Source organism: Klebsiella sp. HMSC25G12 (assembly GCF_001807705.1).
In the GTDB taxonomy this organism is placed as follows: domain Bacteria; phylum Pseudomonadota; class Gammaproteobacteria; order Enterobacterales; family Enterobacteriaceae; genus Klebsiella; species Klebsiella variicola.
Genome location: NZ_KV789904.1, coordinates 140380 through 156808, shown reverse-complemented (window position 1 = coordinate 156808; position 16429 = coordinate 140380). Strand labels below are relative to the sequence as shown.

The following is a 16429-nucleotide window of genomic DNA, read 5'->3' as shown; positions in this document are numbered from 1 at the left end:
TCCAACCCTTACTCTATAATAATCTTAGAAACTTGCCAGGCCGATCGGGAATAATAGATCTGGTTTTGTAATTCAGTGCTGCTGTCGTAAGGGTAGACGATAAATAATGGACCTTTATCACGAACGCGCATATATTCGCCGTTCATTTTTAAGGCCATAATGACCGGGAATTTATAAAAATCATCAATCGGGATAATGGTGGTGTAGTCGTTAAGCGCCAGCACGCGCGCGGATTTGCCCTTAGCGCCGACTAAATCCATGAGTTTATTGAGGGGAATGCCATCGAAACGAACCTTACCGGTGTACCAGGGGGTGGTGGTTTCCACCGTTTTCATCCCCAGTTTTTCCAGCGCCGCGAGGTCAAAAACGGCTTTGTCACCGACGTTCGTATTCCCGATTTTTCCGGAAATGGTCAGTACAGGTTTTCCTGTCGGCGCAGGCAGTTTTTCAGCGTAAGCGGAAGGCAACATGACAGAACAAAATAACACTGCAAGAAGTAGACGCATTTAACTCACCATTCCAGAGAAGGAGACATGTTAAGTGTAAACCATTTACGTCAATTCTTAAAAGGTGTCCCTCTTTGTTATCCGTTGATTTAATTAAAAGTATAAGCTGGCTGGCAAATTGCCAGATTGTTTAGTACAGGGTGTGATTTAGCCCGCCTTTCCCGTCGCTTCTTTTTTGCGCCATCTCCCCGCTTAGCAGGCAAACTACTTTCCTCCACGGCCGCTGCGCGGTAGTCTCAACGCTGACGCAACAGTAAAAGCGTCTCATTCCAATAACGACAAATTATGTGACAGACAGGACAGGGTATGGATTCAACAATAAGCGTGCAGCCCGCCGAGGCGCCAGATTCACTGCTTCGCGCCCGGCGGGCGGCATGGGGCAGTTTTGCCGGCGCGGTGGTCGACTGGTACGATTTTCTTCTCTATGGCATTACCGCCGCGCTGGTGTTTAACCGCGAGTTTTTCCCGCAGATCGGCCCGGCGATGGGGACGCTTGCCGCCTTTGCCACCTTCGGCGTCGGGTTTCTCTTTCGCCCGCTCGGCGGGATTATCTTTGGCCACTTCGGCGACCGCCTCGGGCGTAAACGGATGCTGATGATGACCGTCTGGATGATGGGTATCGCCACCGCCTGCATCGGCCTGCTCCCCTCGTTCAGCCAGATCGGCTGGTGGGCGCCGGCGCTGCTGGTGTTCCTGCGGGCCGTCCAGGGGTTTGCCGTCGGCGGGGAATGGGGCGGCGCGGCGCTGCTCTCGGTGGAGAACGCCCCGCAGGGGAAAAAAGCCTTTTACAGCAGCGGGGTGCAGGTAGGCTACGGCGTCGGCCTGCTGCTCTCCACCGGGCTGGTATCGCTGATCAGCAGCCTGACCACCGACGAGCAGTTCCTCAGCTGGGGCTGGCGCTTACCGTTCCTGTTCAGCGTGGTGCTGGTCCTTATTGCGCTGTGGATCCGTAACGGCATGGCGGAATCGCAGGAATTTGAAGCGCAGCAGAGCCAGGCCAACCTTCAGCCGGAGAAAAAGCGACTACCGGTGGTGGAAGCCCTGCTTCGCCATCCGGGAGCGTTTTTACTGATTATCGCCCTGCGGCTGTGCGAACTGCTGACGATGTATATCGTCACCGCCTTCGCCCTCAACTATTCCACGCAAAACCTCGGCCTGCCGCGCGAGCTGTTTCTCAACATCGGCCTGCTGGTGGGCGGACTCAGTTGCCTGACTATCCCCTGCTTCGCCTGGCTGGCAGACCGCTTTGGTCGCCGACGGATCTATATCACCGGCGCGCTGATCGGCACGCTGAGCGGTTTTCCGTTCTTTATGGCGCTGGAGAGTCAGTCTGTTTTCTGGATCCTGTTCTTCGCCCTGATGCTGGCCAATATCGCCCATGATATGGTGGTCTGCGTCCAGCAGCCGATGTTTACCGAGCTGTTCGGCGCCAGCTATCGCTACAGCGGCGCCGGCGTCGGCTACCAGGTGGCGAGCGTGGTCGGCGGCGGTTTTACGCCGTTTATCGCCGCGGCGCTGGTCACCTTCTCCGGCGGTTCATGGCACAGCGTGGCCCTCTATCTGACCGCGGGATGCCTGCTGTCGGCGCTCACCGCCCTGCTGATGAAAAAACAGACCGTCCACTGACCCACCAGCGGAGGGCGTGACCCGCGCCCTCCGGTAAGGAGAATGCATGTCTCTGTTATCGCTGGCCGACTGCTGGCCTCGCCGTTTTACCCCCTCCTCGCTGGCGCTGCAGTTTTGCGAGGACCCCACCCAGGCGGAACAGCCGCTGTTTGCCAAAGCCTGCGCCGGGGAAGCCGTCGCCCAGCTCTGGCAGGCGCCGCAGGGATTTGTGGTGCCGGGGAGCTATCGTCAGTTTGCGGATCTGCCGGCGGTCAGCGCGCATTTTGCCGCGCGCGGCTGGCCGGTATGGCTCCGCCGCTCCGGGGGCGGTCTGGTGCCTCAGGGGCCGGGAATTATCAACCTTAGCCTCGCCTGGCCGGTGCAGCAGTCGCTCGGCGAGGCCGCCGAACCCATCTATCACTCGCTGTGCGCGGTGCTGCAGCGTACCCTCGCGCGCTTCGGCGTTGCCAGCCACGCCCGGGCGGTAAACGGTTCCTTTTGCGATGGCCGGTATAACCTCGCCTGCGGGGAGGGCGAGGCGGCGCGCAAGATTGTCGGTACCGCCCAGTACTGGCGGCCGCTGACGGCAGGCCGCGGCCATGTGGTGCTGGCCCATGCGGTGATCCTTATTGACGCCGATCTTACCGCGGCGCATCAGGCAGCGAACGCCTTTGAAGCGCAGCTCGGCAGCGAACGGGTCTATTGCGCCGACAAAACCGTCACCCTCGCGCAGCGGCTTCCCGGCGAACGCCATCTGCTTCCCCGCTTTAGCGAGGCGCTGGCGCGGGAACTGGACGCGGCTCGCTGAAGGTCGCTTTCAGGTAGCGGCTGAAGGTTTCCACCGCGCGCGACACGCGCGGGGTATAGGGCCGGATGACGTACAGCTTATCGGCAAACACCTCCACCGGCTGCCACGCCGGGAGCAGCTCCTGCACCAGCCCGCGACCGATGGCCTCCCGGGCGCTGAAATCCGGCAGCAGCGCCACCCCAAGCCCCGCCAGCACGGCATCGCGTAGCGACTCGCTGTTATTCGTGGCGAAGGGCCCCTGCACATTGATGGTCACCCGTTCATCGGGCGCCTGGCGGGAGGCGAACGTCCACTGCGGGCGCTGTGGCCCACGGGGATAGGTCAGGCACTGGTGGTGGCGCAGATCGTCGGGGGTCTCCGGGCGGCCATGGCGGCGAATATAGTCGGCGGACGCGACGATCAGCGTCGCGGTGTGACACAGCGGCCAGGCGACGTGGGTGTCCGGGAACGCCTCGCGCCGACAGTGGCGGATGGCAAGATCGAACCCTTCGCTGGCCAGAGAGACCAGCCGGTCGGTCACCTCCAGCTGCAAATGCAGCTGGGGATGCTGATGCAAAAACGGCGCGATCGCCGGGACCAGCTGCTGGCGGGAAAAGGCCACCGGCGCGGTCAGGCGCAGCGTTCCCCGCAGCGGCCCGCCCTCATCGCAGGCGCCGGTGAAAATATCCCGCAACTGACCAAACGGCTCGTTGAGTTCCGCCACCAGCCGCAGTCCGTCTTCGCTGAGGCTCACGCTGCGGGTAGTGCGATGGACCAGGGTTTTGCCAGTCACCCGCTCCAGCTCGCTGATTTTCTGGCTGATAGCCGACTTGCTGATCCCCAGCTTTTCCGCGGCCCGGGTATAGCTTTTTTGCTCTTCCAGCACCGTCAGCCAGTACAGATGGGCCCAGTAACTCTCCGGACGACTCTCGCTCATGTGATTGTTCACCAGTAAAAACAATGTATTCAACTATAGCGGTTTTTGCCCGCGACGGCATCGGCTAGCATCCTGTTCAGCCCGTCATTATTCCCTAACGATAAGGAACACCTGCATGCCATTACTGACATTTGACCTGATTGAAGGCCGTACGGAACAGGAGATCAGAACCCTGCTGGATGCCGCCCATCGCGCCGTGCTGCGTGCCTTCGAGGTACCGGAACGCGACCGCTACCAGATTGTTCACGAAAACAAAGCCCCCCATATGGTGATTGACGATACCGGCCTCGGACTGACCCGCACGCGGGATCTGGTGGTGGTGCGGGTCTATACCAGCCCGCGCAGCGAGGCGCAGAAGCAACGCTTCTTCGCCCTGTTGCAGGAGGAGCTGGCGGAGCACTGCGGCCTGAGCGGCGATGATGTGATGGTGTCGATTATCAGTAATCAGAAAGGTGACTGGAGCTTTGGCCGCGGGGTCGCGCAGTATCTTACCGGCGATCTGTAACCCGCAGCCCGAAGCGCGCCCTTAGCGGCGGGCAGCCATCGCGATGCGCTGGCGCGCCTGCTGCTCGATATTCTCCAGCAGTTCCTGGACATCGTCTTCATCAATGTCGAGGAACTGGCCTTCCAGCAGCGCGGCGTGAATATCCTCCCGGGTGACCGAGATGCCCAGTGGCACCGCCCGGGGCTTGACCTCCTCCGCCGCCAGCGAATGCGGATAGCGGCGGCCAACCAGGTTATTAAACACGATGGCCAGCAGCGCCAGCATCAGCGAGTTGAGCAGCACCGGCGTCAGCACAAAGTGATAGCCTTCGCTGTGCACCCCGGCGCCGCCGAGGATCGCCGTCAGGGCCACCGCACCGCCGGGGGGATGCAGACAGCGCAGAAAATACATCCCGGCGATCGCCAGCGCGGCCGCCAGCCCGCAGGCCAGCGCCGGGTCGGGAACCAGCATGCCCACCGTGACGCCGATCAGCGCCGACAGCACATTACCGCCGACAATCGACCACGGCTGCGCCAGCGGGCTGCTCGGCACGCCAAATAACAGCACCGCCGACGCGCCCATGGGGGCAATAAACCACAAATTGACTTCGCCGAGCAGCCAGTGGCTGAACATGCTGGTTACCGCCAGCCCGGTGCCGGCGCCAATGGATCCCAGCACGATATGCCGGCGGGCCACCGGCAGCGCGTGCGGCTTCAGGCGCCCAAGGAAAATCCGCAGCCGTGAAAACAGCCCCGCAGAAATGACACTCAACATCGCTTTATCGCTTAGGTCATAGGAATTACTTATATTTTATTTTCTTTTTTTAACCTTACATTAACAACCATGTATTTCACAGGGGGATAGCGTAGGCAATATCGTCCAGAGGGCACAGGGCTGTGAATTCTCGCGTGGGCTGATAGAATCCCTTTTCTGTCAGGGGGATACCCCTTTTGCGAACTGAAGGTCATAACCCAGTGAATAATAAAATCTCTTTAGTGAAAGAAGTGGCATGGGCCAGCCAGAATATGCCGCGTACCCTGCGTCAGGTCGCCGCCCTGCCCGACCTCAGCGGCGTGCGCCTGGCCTGCTGTATGCACCTCGACATGAAAATGATCCCGCTGGTGCAGGGGATCCTCGACAAGGGCGCTCAGGTCTTCTTAACCACCTGTAACCCCACCACCGTGCAGGACGACGTGGTGGCCTGGCTGGTGGAGCGCGGCGCCGAGGCCTGTGCGTGGCGCAATATGAGCGACGCCGACTGGCAGCAGTCATGGGAAAAAGCGATTGCCTGGCAGCCCACTCACCTGTGCGAGATGGGCGCCGATATCACCACCCTGCTCCACCAGCGCGGCGAGTTTGGTAACATCGTGGCGGGTCTGGAAGCCACTGGCTCGGGCGTCAATCGGCTGGGCGATATTCAGCCAGGCTATCCGATCTTTAACTGGGACGATCTGCCGGTCAAAGAGGGGCTGCACAACCGCCATATGGTTGGTCTCACCGCCTGGCACACCTTCTTCCAGACCACTCATCTCACCCTGCATGAGAAAAAAGTGCTGGTGATCGGCTACGGCCTGGTCGGCCAGGGCGTCGCGGCGGCGGCAAAAGCCTTTGGCGGTCAGGTGATGGTGGCGGAGATCGATCCTGCCCGTCGTCTGCAGGCGGCCTACGACGGCTGGCACGTGGTGGATCTGCAGGAGGCTATCGCCTCGGCGGACGTGGTGGCCACGGCGACAGGCGGGAAAAACGTGGTTAATCGCCAGGCGCTGGAGCGCGCGAAAGCGGGAGTCTTTATCCTTAACGTCGGCCACGTGGCGGAAGAGATCGACGGCGAGTACCTGCGCCAGTACCCTCAGGAAGAGGTGATGCCGTATATCAACGCCTACCGCATGGCCGACAAAACCATCTATCTGCTGGCCAATGGTTCGATGCTCAACCTGACCGCGGGCTTCGGCGATAGCCTGAACGCTTTTGACGTCACCCTGGCGGTGATGGCCAGCGGCATCCGCCATATTGTCACCGACGGCATGCGCGCCCCGGCGCAGGTTTACCTCCTGCCCCAGGCGGTCTGACAGCAGGCGCTGTAAACGCAGCGCATCGTCCCCCCATCGTGGAGACGATGCGCTTTTTCATCAGGACGACGGCGCGGTATCGGGCAGCACAATGTTGCTCTGCGCCAGCGTTCCCATCTGGTTGTACATCACGCTGGCGGCATCCAGCAGGTGCATGGCCAGCGCGGCGCCGCTGCCCTCTCCCAGGCGCATGTCCATATCGAGATAGGGCCGCAGACCCAGCGCGTCCAGGGCGATCTGCGCCCCTTTCTCCGCCGACAAGTGCGAAGGGACAAGATAAGGATGCGCCGCCGGGGCCATGCGACACGCCGCCAGGGCAGAGGCATAGGAGAGGAAGCCATCCAGCACCACCGGCAGGCCACAGGAGGCCGCCCCGAGGATCACCCCGGTCATGCCCACCAGATCGTAACCGCCCACCTTCGCCAGGACATCCAGCCCCTCCTCCGGGTTCGGCTGGTTAAGGGCTATCGCCTGGCGCACCACCGCCACCTTATGGCCCCGCTGCGCCAGCGGCAGATTGGCCCCACAGCCCACCACGGCGTCAGGATCGCTGCCCGTCAGGACACTGATCACCGCTGCGGCCGGGGTGGTATTGGCCATTCCCAGTTCGCCGACGCCAAAAACTTTCACCCCGTCGGCGGCGAGCTGGCGGGTGAGATGCATGCTGGCCAGCAGCACCGTCTCCGCCTGCTGGCGACTCATCGCCGCCGTCCGGGCGATATTCCCGCTACCGCGGGCCACCTTGAGGTTAATCAGGCCCGGCAGCGGGTCGGCATCGATGCCGACATCCACCACCTGCACCCTGGCCCCGGCCTGCGCCGCCAGCACGCAGACGCCGGTGTTGCCCCGCACCATATTGCCGGCATGAATGGCCGTCACCACCTGCGGCGAAGGCGTCACGCCTTCATGCCAGACGCCGTGGTCGGCGCACATGACCACTATCGCCTTCTCCGCCAGCGCCAGCTGCCCCTGCAGCCCCGGCAGACCAGCCAGTTGCACGGCCAGCGTCTCCAGACGTCCAAGGCTACCGGGCGGCTTTAACAGGCCATCAATATGCTGCTGAGCGCGCGCCATGCCCGCCACATCGGGCTGCGGAATGGCAGCCAGTAACGCAGAAAGTGTTTCCATTCTGTTCCTCATCGTTGGCGCCAGGCCTTACAGCAGCGCCAGTAAAAAGAGTAATTCACCCAGCTCAATCGCCGCCCCGAGAGTATCCCCGGTCTGCCCGCCGAGGGTTCGCTTCAGCGCCCATCCCAGACCCCAGATCAGCACCAGGGTGATCAGCGCGGCGCGCAGGCCCTGCAGCCCCAGCAGGACGGTGGCCAGCGCTACCCCCATCGCCATCGTCACCAGCGTCTGCTGCAGGCTAACTTTGCCAATAAACAGATTGCCCAGCCCCTTTTCCCGCGCGTAGCGATGACGATACATCAGCAGCACCGCCATTCCGCGACCGACGGCGCAGGCCGCCGCCAGCGCGGCGATGGGGTGGGTATCGCGCAGCAGCAGCTCGCCGACCACCAGCACTTTCGCCACCAGCACGAAGATCAGCGCCAGCCCGCCGTGGGTGCCCAGCCGGCTGTCGCGCATGATCTCCAGCATCCGATCGCGGGTGCGGGCGGAGAAGATGCCGTCGCAGGTATCAGCCAGCCCGTCAAGGTGAAATCCGCCGGTGAGCAGCGCCAGCGCCAGCACGCCGAACAGCGCCGCCAGCGGGACGCCGCACCACGGCTGCAGGAGGAGCGCCACCGCGCCGGCGATGGCGCCGAGCAGTAAACCGACCAGCGGAAAGGTGACGATACTGCGCTGGTACTGTTCGATCTCCAGGCCCTGAGATAACCGCGCCGGGACCGGCAGGCGGCTGATAAACGAGAGTGCAGCAAAGAATGACTTAATCACGTGAGGTTGACTCCTGTCGGCGAAAGCAGCGGAAGAGTTCGGTCGCGCCCGGTCAGCACCTGAGTTTGTCTTCTGGCGAATCGATCGTCGGAGAGGTGAGAGGTGTTGAGATATCGCTCTGACGCCGCTGCGTCAGATGCCCGGCCAGGATGAGAGAAACCTTTCCGATATCAATACGTTTTCGCGGGGCAGTATAGCAAAGAGTCGGTGAGGAGAGTCAGTTGCCGGGACAAAGTTTTGCAGAAAAAGAGACGAATGGGGAGGTAGAGCAGAACAGCCCGGCGACGTCGATCGCCGCCGGACCGGCAGGGATTAGCCTTCGACTTTGGCTTCGCCCATCACTTTCAGTTTTTTGGAGATGTCGCGGCGCTCTTTGGACAGCTCGGCATTTTTGATGATGTAATCATCAACGCGATCTTCGTAATCGCTCTTCATGCTGGCGATGATGCCCTGGATAGCTTCCACGCTCATGCCCGGTTTGATGTAGTCGCTGAGGTTGTCCAGCAGCAGAACACGCTTCTGGTTATCACGGATCTTTTTCTCAACGTCCTGAATTTCACGCTGCAGTTTGTTCTTACGACGGTACAGACGAACAAACTCCAGTACGTCCTGGAAAGAAGGCTTAGTTGTTTCCATTTTTACACCCCTAATAATTGAGATTCGGATTCGTAAAGCGACTGCGTTATAGGGCTAACATAACTGCTAGCAGTCGCTGATGACAATGTTTTTTCCTTTGCGTTTATCATAACCCTAAACGCTGCTGAATCGAAACAACCCATGCAGTTACCCGGTGCATCTGGTGCTTATTTGCGCAACGCGCGGCAGATCAGATGCGACAGCAGCTCCAGCTGACGCGCCAGTTCAATCGAGAGCCAAACATAGCCATGAATTGGGGTTTCCGCCAGGCTGTCGTCACCCTGCTCTTTCATCAGCTGGCGCAGTTCGAGAACGATCTCATTCAGCTTTTCATTGTTGGCGCGCACAGGCTGAGGGTTCCCTTCATACAAGGCGTGGGCGATGGCCAACAGCGTCTGCTGGGTCATCTGCTGCGTCTCTCGCAGGGTGTGCGCATTGAGCATCACAAAATGACCCGGACGGGTGGCCCACCAGGCGTTGATCTGCAGCTCCAGCATGCAGACGAGGTTGCGGCTGACGGTCTGGATAGCCTCGAAGATCGCCTTCTGGATGTGCGTCTCTTTGCTGGCGGGGGTGATCAGCCCGCGCATTTTGACGACGTCGTTCAGCGCCTGCTGGAGATGCTTTTCCAGCCGCGGCCGATCCACCAGATTTGGCGAGAAGCCGGCCTGGTAGAGGCGGTTAAAGTTGGTGACATAGCTGGCCATCTGGATGCGCCAGTGGATGAACGCCCGCTGCGGCCAGATACCGGTAAACAGCATCGCCAGCAGCGAGCCGAAGATCACGTCGCCGCTTCGCCACAGCGCGGTATGCATATCGCCGGGCGGCGCCCCGACCACCACCGACAGGGTAATGCCGATCAGCAGTGCCTGATAGGGTTTCTTGCCCAGCGCCAGCCAGCCGCAGAGGAACATCGCCGCCGCGCACCAGAGGACCATCAGCGGCAGGGAGATGAGCTCAAGCTTCAGCGCCACCAGCCCCAGCGCCGAGCCGAGGATCGTGCCGCCGATGCGCTGAAACGCCCGCGGCACGACGTTGCCCCAGAAGGAGATCGGCCCCATCACCACCACCAGGGTGATGAGAGGCCAGGTCCCCTCAGGCACGTTCAGCAGCCGCACCAGCAAAAAAGTGAGCACAAAGGCCAGCGCAATCCGCACGCCATGCACTACCCGATAATGGCGATACAAGCGGATCTCAAATGGCTTGAGTGATTTATCAGCGCGCACAACCCTCTCCGGCAAAACGAAAAGGCCAATTGTAACTGCTTTTTCGCCCGGAGCGTGCCGGGAATGTAAAAATCCTTGTCCGGAACAGGGGTAAACCGCTACGACGCGACGCGCTCAACGGGGACATACATGTCGATATCCCAGTAGCCGTCGTGGTTGCCGTCGTTGAGATAGATCTCAAAACAGGGCCTGGGGGCCACGCGATACGTTGTGCTCTGCAGCAGGCTGTCGAAAAACTGCATCCACGGGGTGGCAAAATCGTAATCCACCACCCGCGCGCGGGCGCAGGCGTAATCCCCGCCGGCAACCGCCGCCAGTATCACCCCTTCGCTGTTGGCGGGAATGACGTAATCCTCGTCAACGGCGACCACGGTGGCGCAGCGCAGTTTTTCCGCCGGCACTTCCTCCGGGTTATCGTAGTAGACGGCAAGCCATTCACGGGCGGGCACCTGATGGTTCTCAACCCACATCATCAGTTGCTCAAACCCCTGCTTGACCGTTTGATCCCAGGGCCCGACCAGATGGAAACCGGCAATGGTTTTCTTGCCGAGGGTGGTGATGCTGTAGTTCATCTTGCCTCCTTTGGAGATAAATGACTGTATGAATATACAGTTAATTTAACAGGAGATCCCCCCTCAGTATGTGCGCGAATTCACAGAGTCGCCATCACACTGCTGAAAAAACAGGCGCCCCGCCAGCAGGAGCGACAGACGAAAAAAACCGCCTGCAAAGAGGCGGTTATCATGGTTACAGCTCGTGGTGCAGGTAATCGCTCATTCGCGAGAACACCCCGCCTTTATTGATGCTTTCGAGGGTGACCAGCGGATAGTGCCCCACCACCTTGTCGCTGTCATACAGCGAAATCTCGCCGACCCGCTGGTTGGCGGCGATCGGCGCCTCCAGATCCTTCTTATCCAGCACATATTTCGCTTTAATCCGCGACACTTCCGCCTTCGGCAGCGCTAACCAGAAATCCTGATCGGTGCCGAGCTTAATCTGCTCTTTATCGCCGTACCAGATGCGTTCGGTGCCGACCTTCTGGCCTTTCTGCAGCACCTGCACGGTGTCAAAGTTCTGCTGCCCCCAGTGCAGTAGTTTCGCGGCCTGCTGCTCGCGGCCTTTCGGACTGTCCGCCCCCATCACCACGGCGATCAGCCGGCGCTGGCCATCCACCGCCGAGGCGATCAGGTTGAACCCGGCGCCAGAGGTGTGGCCCGTTTTCAGGCCATCGACGTTCATGGTTTTATCCCACAGCAGACCGTTACGGTTTTGCTGGGTGATCCCGTTCCACGTCAGGCTTTTCTGGCTGTACATGTGGTAGACGTCAGGTTCGCCATGAATAATCGCCCGCGACAGCACCGCGAGGTCATAGGCAGAACTGTGCTGGCCCGGGGCGTCGAGGCCGTGGACGGTTTCGAAATGGGTATCCCGCAGGTGCAATTTTTCGACATACTGATTCATCAGGGCGACAAACTGCGGCTGGCCGCCGGCGACATAGTCGGCCAGCGCGACGCAGGCGTCGTTACCGGAGTCGACAATCAGCCCACGGCTGAGGTCGCGGACGCTGACCCGATCCCCTGGTTTTAAGAACATCAGGGATGACCCGTCGAACACCGGGTTGCCCTTCGCCCAGGCGTCTTTACCCACGGTGACGATGTCGTCAAAGGTGATACGATGGCTGTCGATGGCGCGGTCGACCACGTAGCCGGTCATCAGTTTGGTCAGACTGGCAGGATTGCGCTGCTGATGTTCGTTACCCGCGGTCAGGACCTGACCGGTGGTGTAATCCATCAGCACCCAGGAGCCAGCCTGAATAGCCGGTGGCGCGACCGTAGCAGGGAAGTCGACGGCAAATGCGCAGGAAACGCTCGAAGCGAGCAAAGATACAGCAATAAACAAACGGCCTTTCAACGGCATATCCTCTAGATTTACAGATCCGCCGTCCTTTTTACGGAACTTCGCGTTTCATATCAGGGTTTAATTGCAAGAAAATATGACACAGCAGAGGAAGTTGCTTGCCGTTACCCTTCTGATGACCGGGCAAATCGTTTACCATACCGGTCGCACGCCACCACGGATAATGAACAGACTATGCAAGATAGCGTCAACCAGCCCGGATTTTTATTCCACGATTATGAAACCTTCGGCACCAGCCCTTCCCTCGACCGGCCGGCGCAGTTCGCCGCCATCCGCACCGACGCGGAGCTGAACGTGCTCGGCGAGCCCGAGGTGTTTTACTGCAAGCCCGCTGACGATTATCTGCCGCAGCCGCAGGCGGTGATGATCACCGGGATCACCCCGCAGGAAGCGCTGGCCAAAGGGGATAATGAGGCCGCGTTTGCCCGCCGCATCCACGATCTGTTCACGGTGCCGCAAACCTGTATCGTCGGCTATAACAACGTGCGCTTTGATGACGAAGTGACGCGGAATATCTTTTATCGCAACTTCTATGACCCTTATGCCTGGAGCTGGCAGCACGATAACTCGCGCTGGGATCTGCTCGACGTGATGCGCGCCTGCTATGCCCTGCGTCCGGAAGGGATCACCTGGCCGGAGAATGACGAGGGTTTGCCCAGCTTCCGGCTTGAACATCTAACCGTCGCCAACGGTATTGAACACCAGAACGCCCATGACGCGATGGCCGATGTGTACGCCACCATCGCCATGGCGAAGCTGGTGAAAACCCGGCAGCCGCGGCTGTTTGATTATCTCTACAGCCACCGCAATAAGCGCAAGCTGGCGACGCTCATCGACGTGCCGCAGATGAAACCGCTGGTGCATGTCTCCGGCATGTTTGGCGCCGCGCGCGGCAACACCAGCCTGGTGGCGCCCCTGGCCTGGCATCCGGAAAACCGCAATGCGGTGATTATGGTCGATCTGGCGGGCGATATGGCGCCGCTGCTGGAGCTCGATGCCGATGCCTTGCGCGAGCGGCTTTACACCCCGCGCGCCGAGCTTGGCGATCTGCCGGCGGCGCCGATCAAGCTGGTGCATCTCAATAAATGTCCGGTGCTGGCTCAGGCCAATACCCTGCGCCCGCAGGATGCCGACCGGCTGGGGATCTCCATTCAGCGCTGTCTGGAGAATGCCCAGCTGCTGCGGGCGAATCCGCAGGTGCGGGAGAAAGTGGTGGCGGTCTATGCCGAAGCCGAGCCGTTCGTGCCGTCCGAAAACGTCGACGCCCAGCTTTACAATGGGTTCTTTAGCGATGCCGACCGCGCGGCGATGAAAATCGTGCTGGAAACCGAACCGCGCAATCTGCCGGCGCTGGATATTACCTTCGCCGATAAGCGTATCGAACGCCTGCTGTTTAACTATCGGGCGCGCAACTTCCCCGGCACGCTCGATGAACATGAGCAGCAGCGCTGGTTAGAGCACCGTCGTCAGGTGTTTACGCCAGAGTTTTTGCAGGCCTATGCCGATGAGCTGCAGATGCTGTATCAGCAGTATGCGGATGATAAAGAGAAGCTGGCGCAGTTGAAGGCGCTGTGGCAGTACGCACAGGATATTGTCTGATTGGCTAAAATTCCCGGGTTGCGGCTAACGCCTTACCCGGGCTACAAACGATGGCTGGACTCGTAGCCCGGGTAAGACGCCTCGCGTCGCACCCGGGAACGTTGCTTAGCTTTTCGCGCGGCTGGCGATGATTTCATCCGCCACATTACGCGGCGCTTCCGCGTAATGGTGGAACTCCATGCTGTAGGTTGCCCGTCCCTGAGACATCGAGCGCAGCGTGGTGGAATAACCAAACATCTCCGCCAGCGGCACGTCGGCGCGGATGATCTGGCTGCCGAAGCGCTCTTCCATCCCCTGCACCATCCCGCGACGGGAAGAGAGATCGCCCATAATATTCCCGGCGTACTCTTCCGGCGTCTCCACCTCGACGTGCATCACCGGCTCAAGGATCACCGGATCCGCTTTGCGCGCGCCTTCCCGGAAGCCAAAGATCGCCGCCATGCGGAACGCCATCTCCGAGGAGTCCACGTCGTGGTACGACCCGAAGGTCAGGGTCGCTTTCACGTCAACCACCGGATAACCCGCCAGCACGCCGGTGCCCATCGCTTCGCGCAACCCTTTCTCCACGGAAGGGATGTACTCGCGTGGCACCACGCCGCCTTTGGTGGCGTCCTCGAAGACGAAACCGCTGCCCGGCTCCAGCGGCTCCAGGGTCAGCACGACGTGCCCGTACTGCCCTTTGCCGCCGGACTGGCGCACAAATTTGCCTTCCACGTCCGTCACTTTCTTGCGCAGGGTTTCGCGGTAGGTGACCTGCGGACGACCAATGTTGGCCTCGACGCCAAACTCGCGCTTCATCCGGTCGACAATGATCTCCAGATGCAGCTCGCCCATGCCGGAGATAATCGTCTGGCCAGACTCTTCATCGGTATGCAGACGGAACGAGGGATCTTCCGCCGCCAGCCGCTGCAGCGCGATGCCCATTTTCTCCTGATCCGCTTTGGTCTTCGGCTCGATGGCCAGCGAAATCACCGGCTCCGGAAACTCCATCCGTTCGAGGGTAATGATCGCATCCGGATCGCACAGCGTATCACCGGTGGTCACATCCTTCAGCCCAACGCAGGCCGCGATATCCCCGGCGTGCAGTTCGTCAACTTCATGGCGGTCGTTGGCCTGCATCAGCACGATACGCCCGATGCGCTCTTTCTTGCCCTTCACCGGGTTCCACACCGCATCGCCTTTCTTCAGCGTCCCGGAGTAGACGCGGATAAAGGTCAGCTGGCCGACGTAGGGGTCGGTCATCAGTTTAAACGCCAGCGCCGACAGCGGCTCATCGTCGCTCGGATGGCGTTCCGCCGGCTGGCCTTTCTCATCAACGCCTTGTATCGCCGGAATATCCAGCGGCGACGGCATCAGCTCCACCACCGCATCGAGCATGCGCTGCACGCCTTTGTTTTTAAAGGCGCTCCCGCAGAGCACCGCCTGGATTTCCCCCTTCACCGTGCGCTGGCGCAGACCGGCAACGATCTCCGCCTCGTCCAGCTCGCCGGTTTCCAGGTATTTATCCATCAGCGCGTCGCTGGCTTCCGCCGCCGCCGAGACCATTTTCTCCCGCCACTGCTGTGCCGTCGCCAGCAGATCGTCAGGAACGGGGCCATAGCTGAAGGTCATGCCCTGGGTGGCGTCATCCCACAGGATGGCGCGCATTTTCACCAGATCGACAACGCCGGTGAAATGCTCTTCGGCGCCAATGGGGATCACAATCGGCACCGGGTTAGCCTTCAGACGGTCGATCATCATCTGCACCACGCGGAAGAAGTCCGCGCCGGGGCGGTCCATCTTGTTGACGAAGGCCAGCCGCGGAACGTGGTATTTATTCGCCTGGCGCCAGACGGTCTCCGACTGGGGCTGCACCCCGCCGACGGAGTCATACACCATCACCGCGCCGTCGAGCACGCGCATGGAACGTTCCACCTCAATGGTGAAATCCACGTGCCCCGGGGTGTCGATGATATTGATCCGGTGCGGCTCGAAGCTGCGGTCCATACCCGGCCAGAAGCAGCTTACCGCCGCCGAGGTAATGGTGATCCCGCGCTCCTGCTCCTGGGCCATCCAGTCGGTGGTTGCCGCGCCATCGTGTACTTCACCCAGCTTATGGCTCATCCCGGTGTAAAACAGGATGCGCTCGGTGGTGGTGGTTTTACCGGCATCGATATGCGCGGAGATACCGATGTTGCGATAACGTTCGAGGGGGATGGGTCGGGGCATGATGCGTCCTTAGTCGTTTTGACTGTCAGTCTGCGGTCGGAATGATCCGCAGTTCATTTAACTGCCGCCTATCATAGTACAACTGTACGAGTATATTCGAACTATTTTTGCTATTATTATGATTGGTCAGGTTGCGGCGGCGCGCGTGGCATCAGAACCGGAGTTTGGGTATAGTAGCCGCCAGCCGCCGATATGGGCTGCGGCTGCCATGCGCCGCGCCACCGCCGACACAGGATTATTATGATCGCCAATCACCCCGAACGAGAACAAATTCGCCTGGAAAATGTCCTTTCCGCGCTCGGTAACCCACTGCGACTGGAGATCATCCGCACGCTGGCCGACGGCAGCGAGCTGAGCTGCAACGCTCTGCGCCAGGAAGAGGTGGCCAAGTCCACCATGACCCACCACTGGCGCGTCCTGCGCGACAGCGGTGTGATCTGGCAACGGCCTCAGGGACGGGAGAACATGATTTCGCTGCGCCGGGAAGATCTGGACGCCCGTTTTCCCGGCCTGCTGGATACGCTGCTGAACGTGATGCAGCAGCCGTGAATCGCTAACC

The 16429-nt window shown here is 60.5% G+C and carries 16 protein-coding genes; 6 read left to right on the top strand and 10 right to left on the bottom strand.

Translation table 11 applies throughout. The annotated features are described in order from the left end of the window. Positions 1-8: 8 nt before the first annotated feature. Positions 9-506 carry a putative pterin-binding protein gene (locus HMPREF3096_RS17955; protein ID WP_012541125.1) on the bottom strand — a complete coding sequence of 166 codons (498 nt, stop codon included), beginning with the start codon at positions 504-506 and terminating at the stop codon, positions 9-11. Positions 507-812: 306 nt separating this feature from the next. On the opposite strand from HMPREF3096_RS17955, the gene shiA reads away from it, so the two are divergent. After that, positions 813-2132, top strand: coding sequence for a shikimate transporter (shiA, locus tag HMPREF3096_RS17950; protein ID WP_008804149.1), 1320 nt, complete (start codon positions 813-815; stop codon positions 2130-2132). Between the two features lie 46 nt (positions 2133-2178). After that, a complete protein-coding gene (locus HMPREF3096_RS17945) occupies positions 2179-2919 on the top strand; it encodes a lipoyl protein ligase domain-containing protein (protein WP_032733310.1) in 741 nt (246 codons plus the stop codon). On the opposite strand, the gene HMPREF3096_RS17940 is transcribed toward HMPREF3096_RS17945, so the two are convergent. Beyond that, positions 2879-3835 (bottom strand): LysR family transcriptional regulator, encoded by a 957-nt coding sequence (locus HMPREF3096_RS17940; RefSeq protein ID WP_064144064.1) that lies wholly within the window; start codon positions 3833-3835, stop codon positions 2879-2881. The two genes, HMPREF3096_RS17945 and HMPREF3096_RS17940, sit on opposite strands and share 41 nt — an antisense overlap. A gap of 115 nt (positions 3836-3950) precedes the next feature. On the opposite strand from HMPREF3096_RS17940, the gene HMPREF3096_RS17935 reads away from it, so the two are divergent. After that, a complete protein-coding gene (locus tag HMPREF3096_RS17935; RefSeq protein WP_064144063.1) occupies positions 3951-4340 on the top strand; it encodes a tautomerase family protein in 390 nt (129 codons plus the stop codon). Positions 4341-4361: 21 nt separating this feature from the next. On the opposite strand, the gene HMPREF3096_RS17930 is transcribed toward HMPREF3096_RS17935, so the two are convergent. Continuing rightward, complete coding sequence (locus HMPREF3096_RS17930; protein WP_023297929.1) at positions 4362-5093, bottom strand: HPP family protein; 732 nt, start codon at positions 5091-5093, stop codon at positions 4362-4364. A 200-nt stretch (positions 5094-5293) separates the two neighbouring features. Between HMPREF3096_RS17930 and HMPREF3096_RS17925 the strand changes: the two genes are divergently transcribed. Continuing rightward, entirely contained in the window at positions 5294-6388 is a 1095-nt protein-coding gene (locus HMPREF3096_RS17925; protein ID WP_070544537.1) for an adenosylhomocysteinase, read from the top strand. Positions 6389-6448: 60 nt separating this feature from the next. Here HMPREF3096_RS17925 and cobT read toward each other — a convergent pair whose 3' ends face one another. The 6 genes from cobT to dacD form a co-directional block, all read right to left on the bottom strand. Next, positions 6449-7516: a nicotinate-nucleotide--dimethylbenzimidazole phosphoribosyltransferase gene (cobT, locus tag HMPREF3096_RS17920; protein ID WP_038421493.1), complete on the bottom strand. Its 1068-nt coding sequence runs from the start codon at positions 7514-7516 to the stop codon at positions 6449-6451. 27 nt (positions 7517-7543) lie between these two features. Next, complete coding sequence (cobS, locus tag HMPREF3096_RS17915; protein WP_008804142.1) at positions 7544-8284, bottom strand: adenosylcobinamide-GDP ribazoletransferase; 741 nt, start codon at positions 8282-8284, stop codon at positions 7544-7546. 312 nt (positions 8285-8596) lie between these two features. Next, positions 8597-8920 (bottom strand): DUF496 family protein, encoded by a 324-nt coding sequence (locus HMPREF3096_RS17910; RefSeq protein ID WP_002911883.1) that lies wholly within the window; start codon positions 8918-8920, stop codon positions 8597-8599. Positions 8921-9087: 167 nt separating this feature from the next. Next, positions 9088-10146 (bottom strand): FUSC family protein, encoded by a 1059-nt coding sequence (locus tag HMPREF3096_RS17905; RefSeq protein WP_004203544.1) that lies wholly within the window; start codon positions 10144-10146, stop codon positions 9088-9090. Positions 10147-10244: 98 nt separating this feature from the next. Continuing rightward, complete coding sequence (gene sbmC / locus HMPREF3096_RS17900; RefSeq protein WP_012967620.1) at positions 10245-10718, bottom strand: DNA gyrase inhibitor SbmC; 474 nt, start codon at positions 10716-10718, stop codon at positions 10245-10247. Between the two features lie 175 nt (positions 10719-10893). Next, entirely contained in the window at positions 10894-12057 is a 1164-nt protein-coding gene (gene dacD, locus HMPREF3096_RS17895) for a serine-type D-Ala-D-Ala carboxypeptidase DacD (protein WP_064144110.1), read from the bottom strand. A 180-nt stretch (positions 12058-12237) separates the two neighbouring features. On the opposite strand from dacD, the gene sbcB reads away from it, so the two are divergent. After that, a complete protein-coding gene (gene sbcB / locus HMPREF3096_RS17890) occupies positions 12238-13662 on the top strand; it encodes an exodeoxyribonuclease I (RefSeq protein WP_064144062.1) in 1425 nt (474 codons plus the stop codon). Positions 13663-13767: 105 nt separating this feature from the next. On the opposite strand, the gene fusA is transcribed toward sbcB, so the two are convergent. Further along, on the bottom strand, positions 13768-15870 hold the full coding sequence (gene fusA, locus HMPREF3096_RS17885; RefSeq protein WP_023297933.1) for an elongation factor G: 2103 nt from the start codon (positions 15868-15870) through the stop codon (positions 13768-13770). Positions 15871-16110: 240 nt separating this feature from the next. Here fusA and HMPREF3096_RS17880 point away from each other — a divergent pair, with 240 nt between their 5' ends. Then, a complete protein-coding gene (locus HMPREF3096_RS17880; RefSeq protein ID WP_008804136.1) occupies positions 16111-16419 on the top strand; it encodes an ArsR/SmtB family transcription factor in 309 nt (102 codons plus the stop codon). Positions 16420-16429: the final 10 nt, after the last annotated feature.

Coding starts and splice junctions, on each gene's coding strand:
- HMPREF3096_RS17955 (WP_012541125.1), bottom strand. CDS start 506: ATGCGTCTACTTCTTGCAGTGTTATTTTGTTCTGTCATGTTGCCTTCC.
- shiA (WP_008804149.1), top strand. CDS start 813: ATGGATTCAACAATAAGCGTGCAGCCCGCCGAGGCGCCAGATTCACTG.
- HMPREF3096_RS17945 (WP_032733310.1), top strand. CDS start 2,179: ATGTCTCTGTTATCGCTGGCCGACTGCTGGCCTCGCCGTTTTACCCCC.
- HMPREF3096_RS17940 (WP_064144064.1), bottom strand. CDS start 3,835: ATGAGCGAGAGTCGTCCGGAGAGTTACTGGGCCCATCTGTACTGGCTG.
- HMPREF3096_RS17935 (WP_064144063.1), top strand. CDS start 3,951: ATGCCATTACTGACATTTGACCTGATTGAAGGCCGTACGGAACAGGAG.
- HMPREF3096_RS17930 (WP_023297929.1), bottom strand. CDS start 5,093: ATGTTGAGTGTCATTTCTGCGGGGCTGTTTTCACGGCTGCGGATTTTC.
- cobT (WP_038421493.1), bottom strand. CDS start 7,516: ATGGAAACACTTTCTGCGTTACTGGCTGCCATTCCGCAGCCCGATGTG.
- HMPREF3096_RS17910 (WP_002911883.1), bottom strand. CDS start 8,920: ATGGAAACAACTAAGCCTTCTTTCCAGGACGTACTGGAGTTTGTTCGT.
- sbmC (WP_012967620.1), bottom strand. CDS start 10,718: ATGAACTACAGCATCACCACCCTCGGCAAGAAAACCATTGCCGGTTTC.
- sbcB (WP_064144062.1), top strand. CDS start 12,238: ATGCAAGATAGCGTCAACCAGCCCGGATTTTTATTCCACGATTATGAA.
- fusA (WP_023297933.1), bottom strand. CDS start 15,870: ATGCCCCGACCCATCCCCCTCGAACGTTATCGCAACATCGGTATCTCC.
- HMPREF3096_RS17880 (WP_008804136.1), top strand. CDS start 16,111: ATGATCGCCAATCACCCCGAACGAGAACAAATTCGCCTGGAAAATGTC.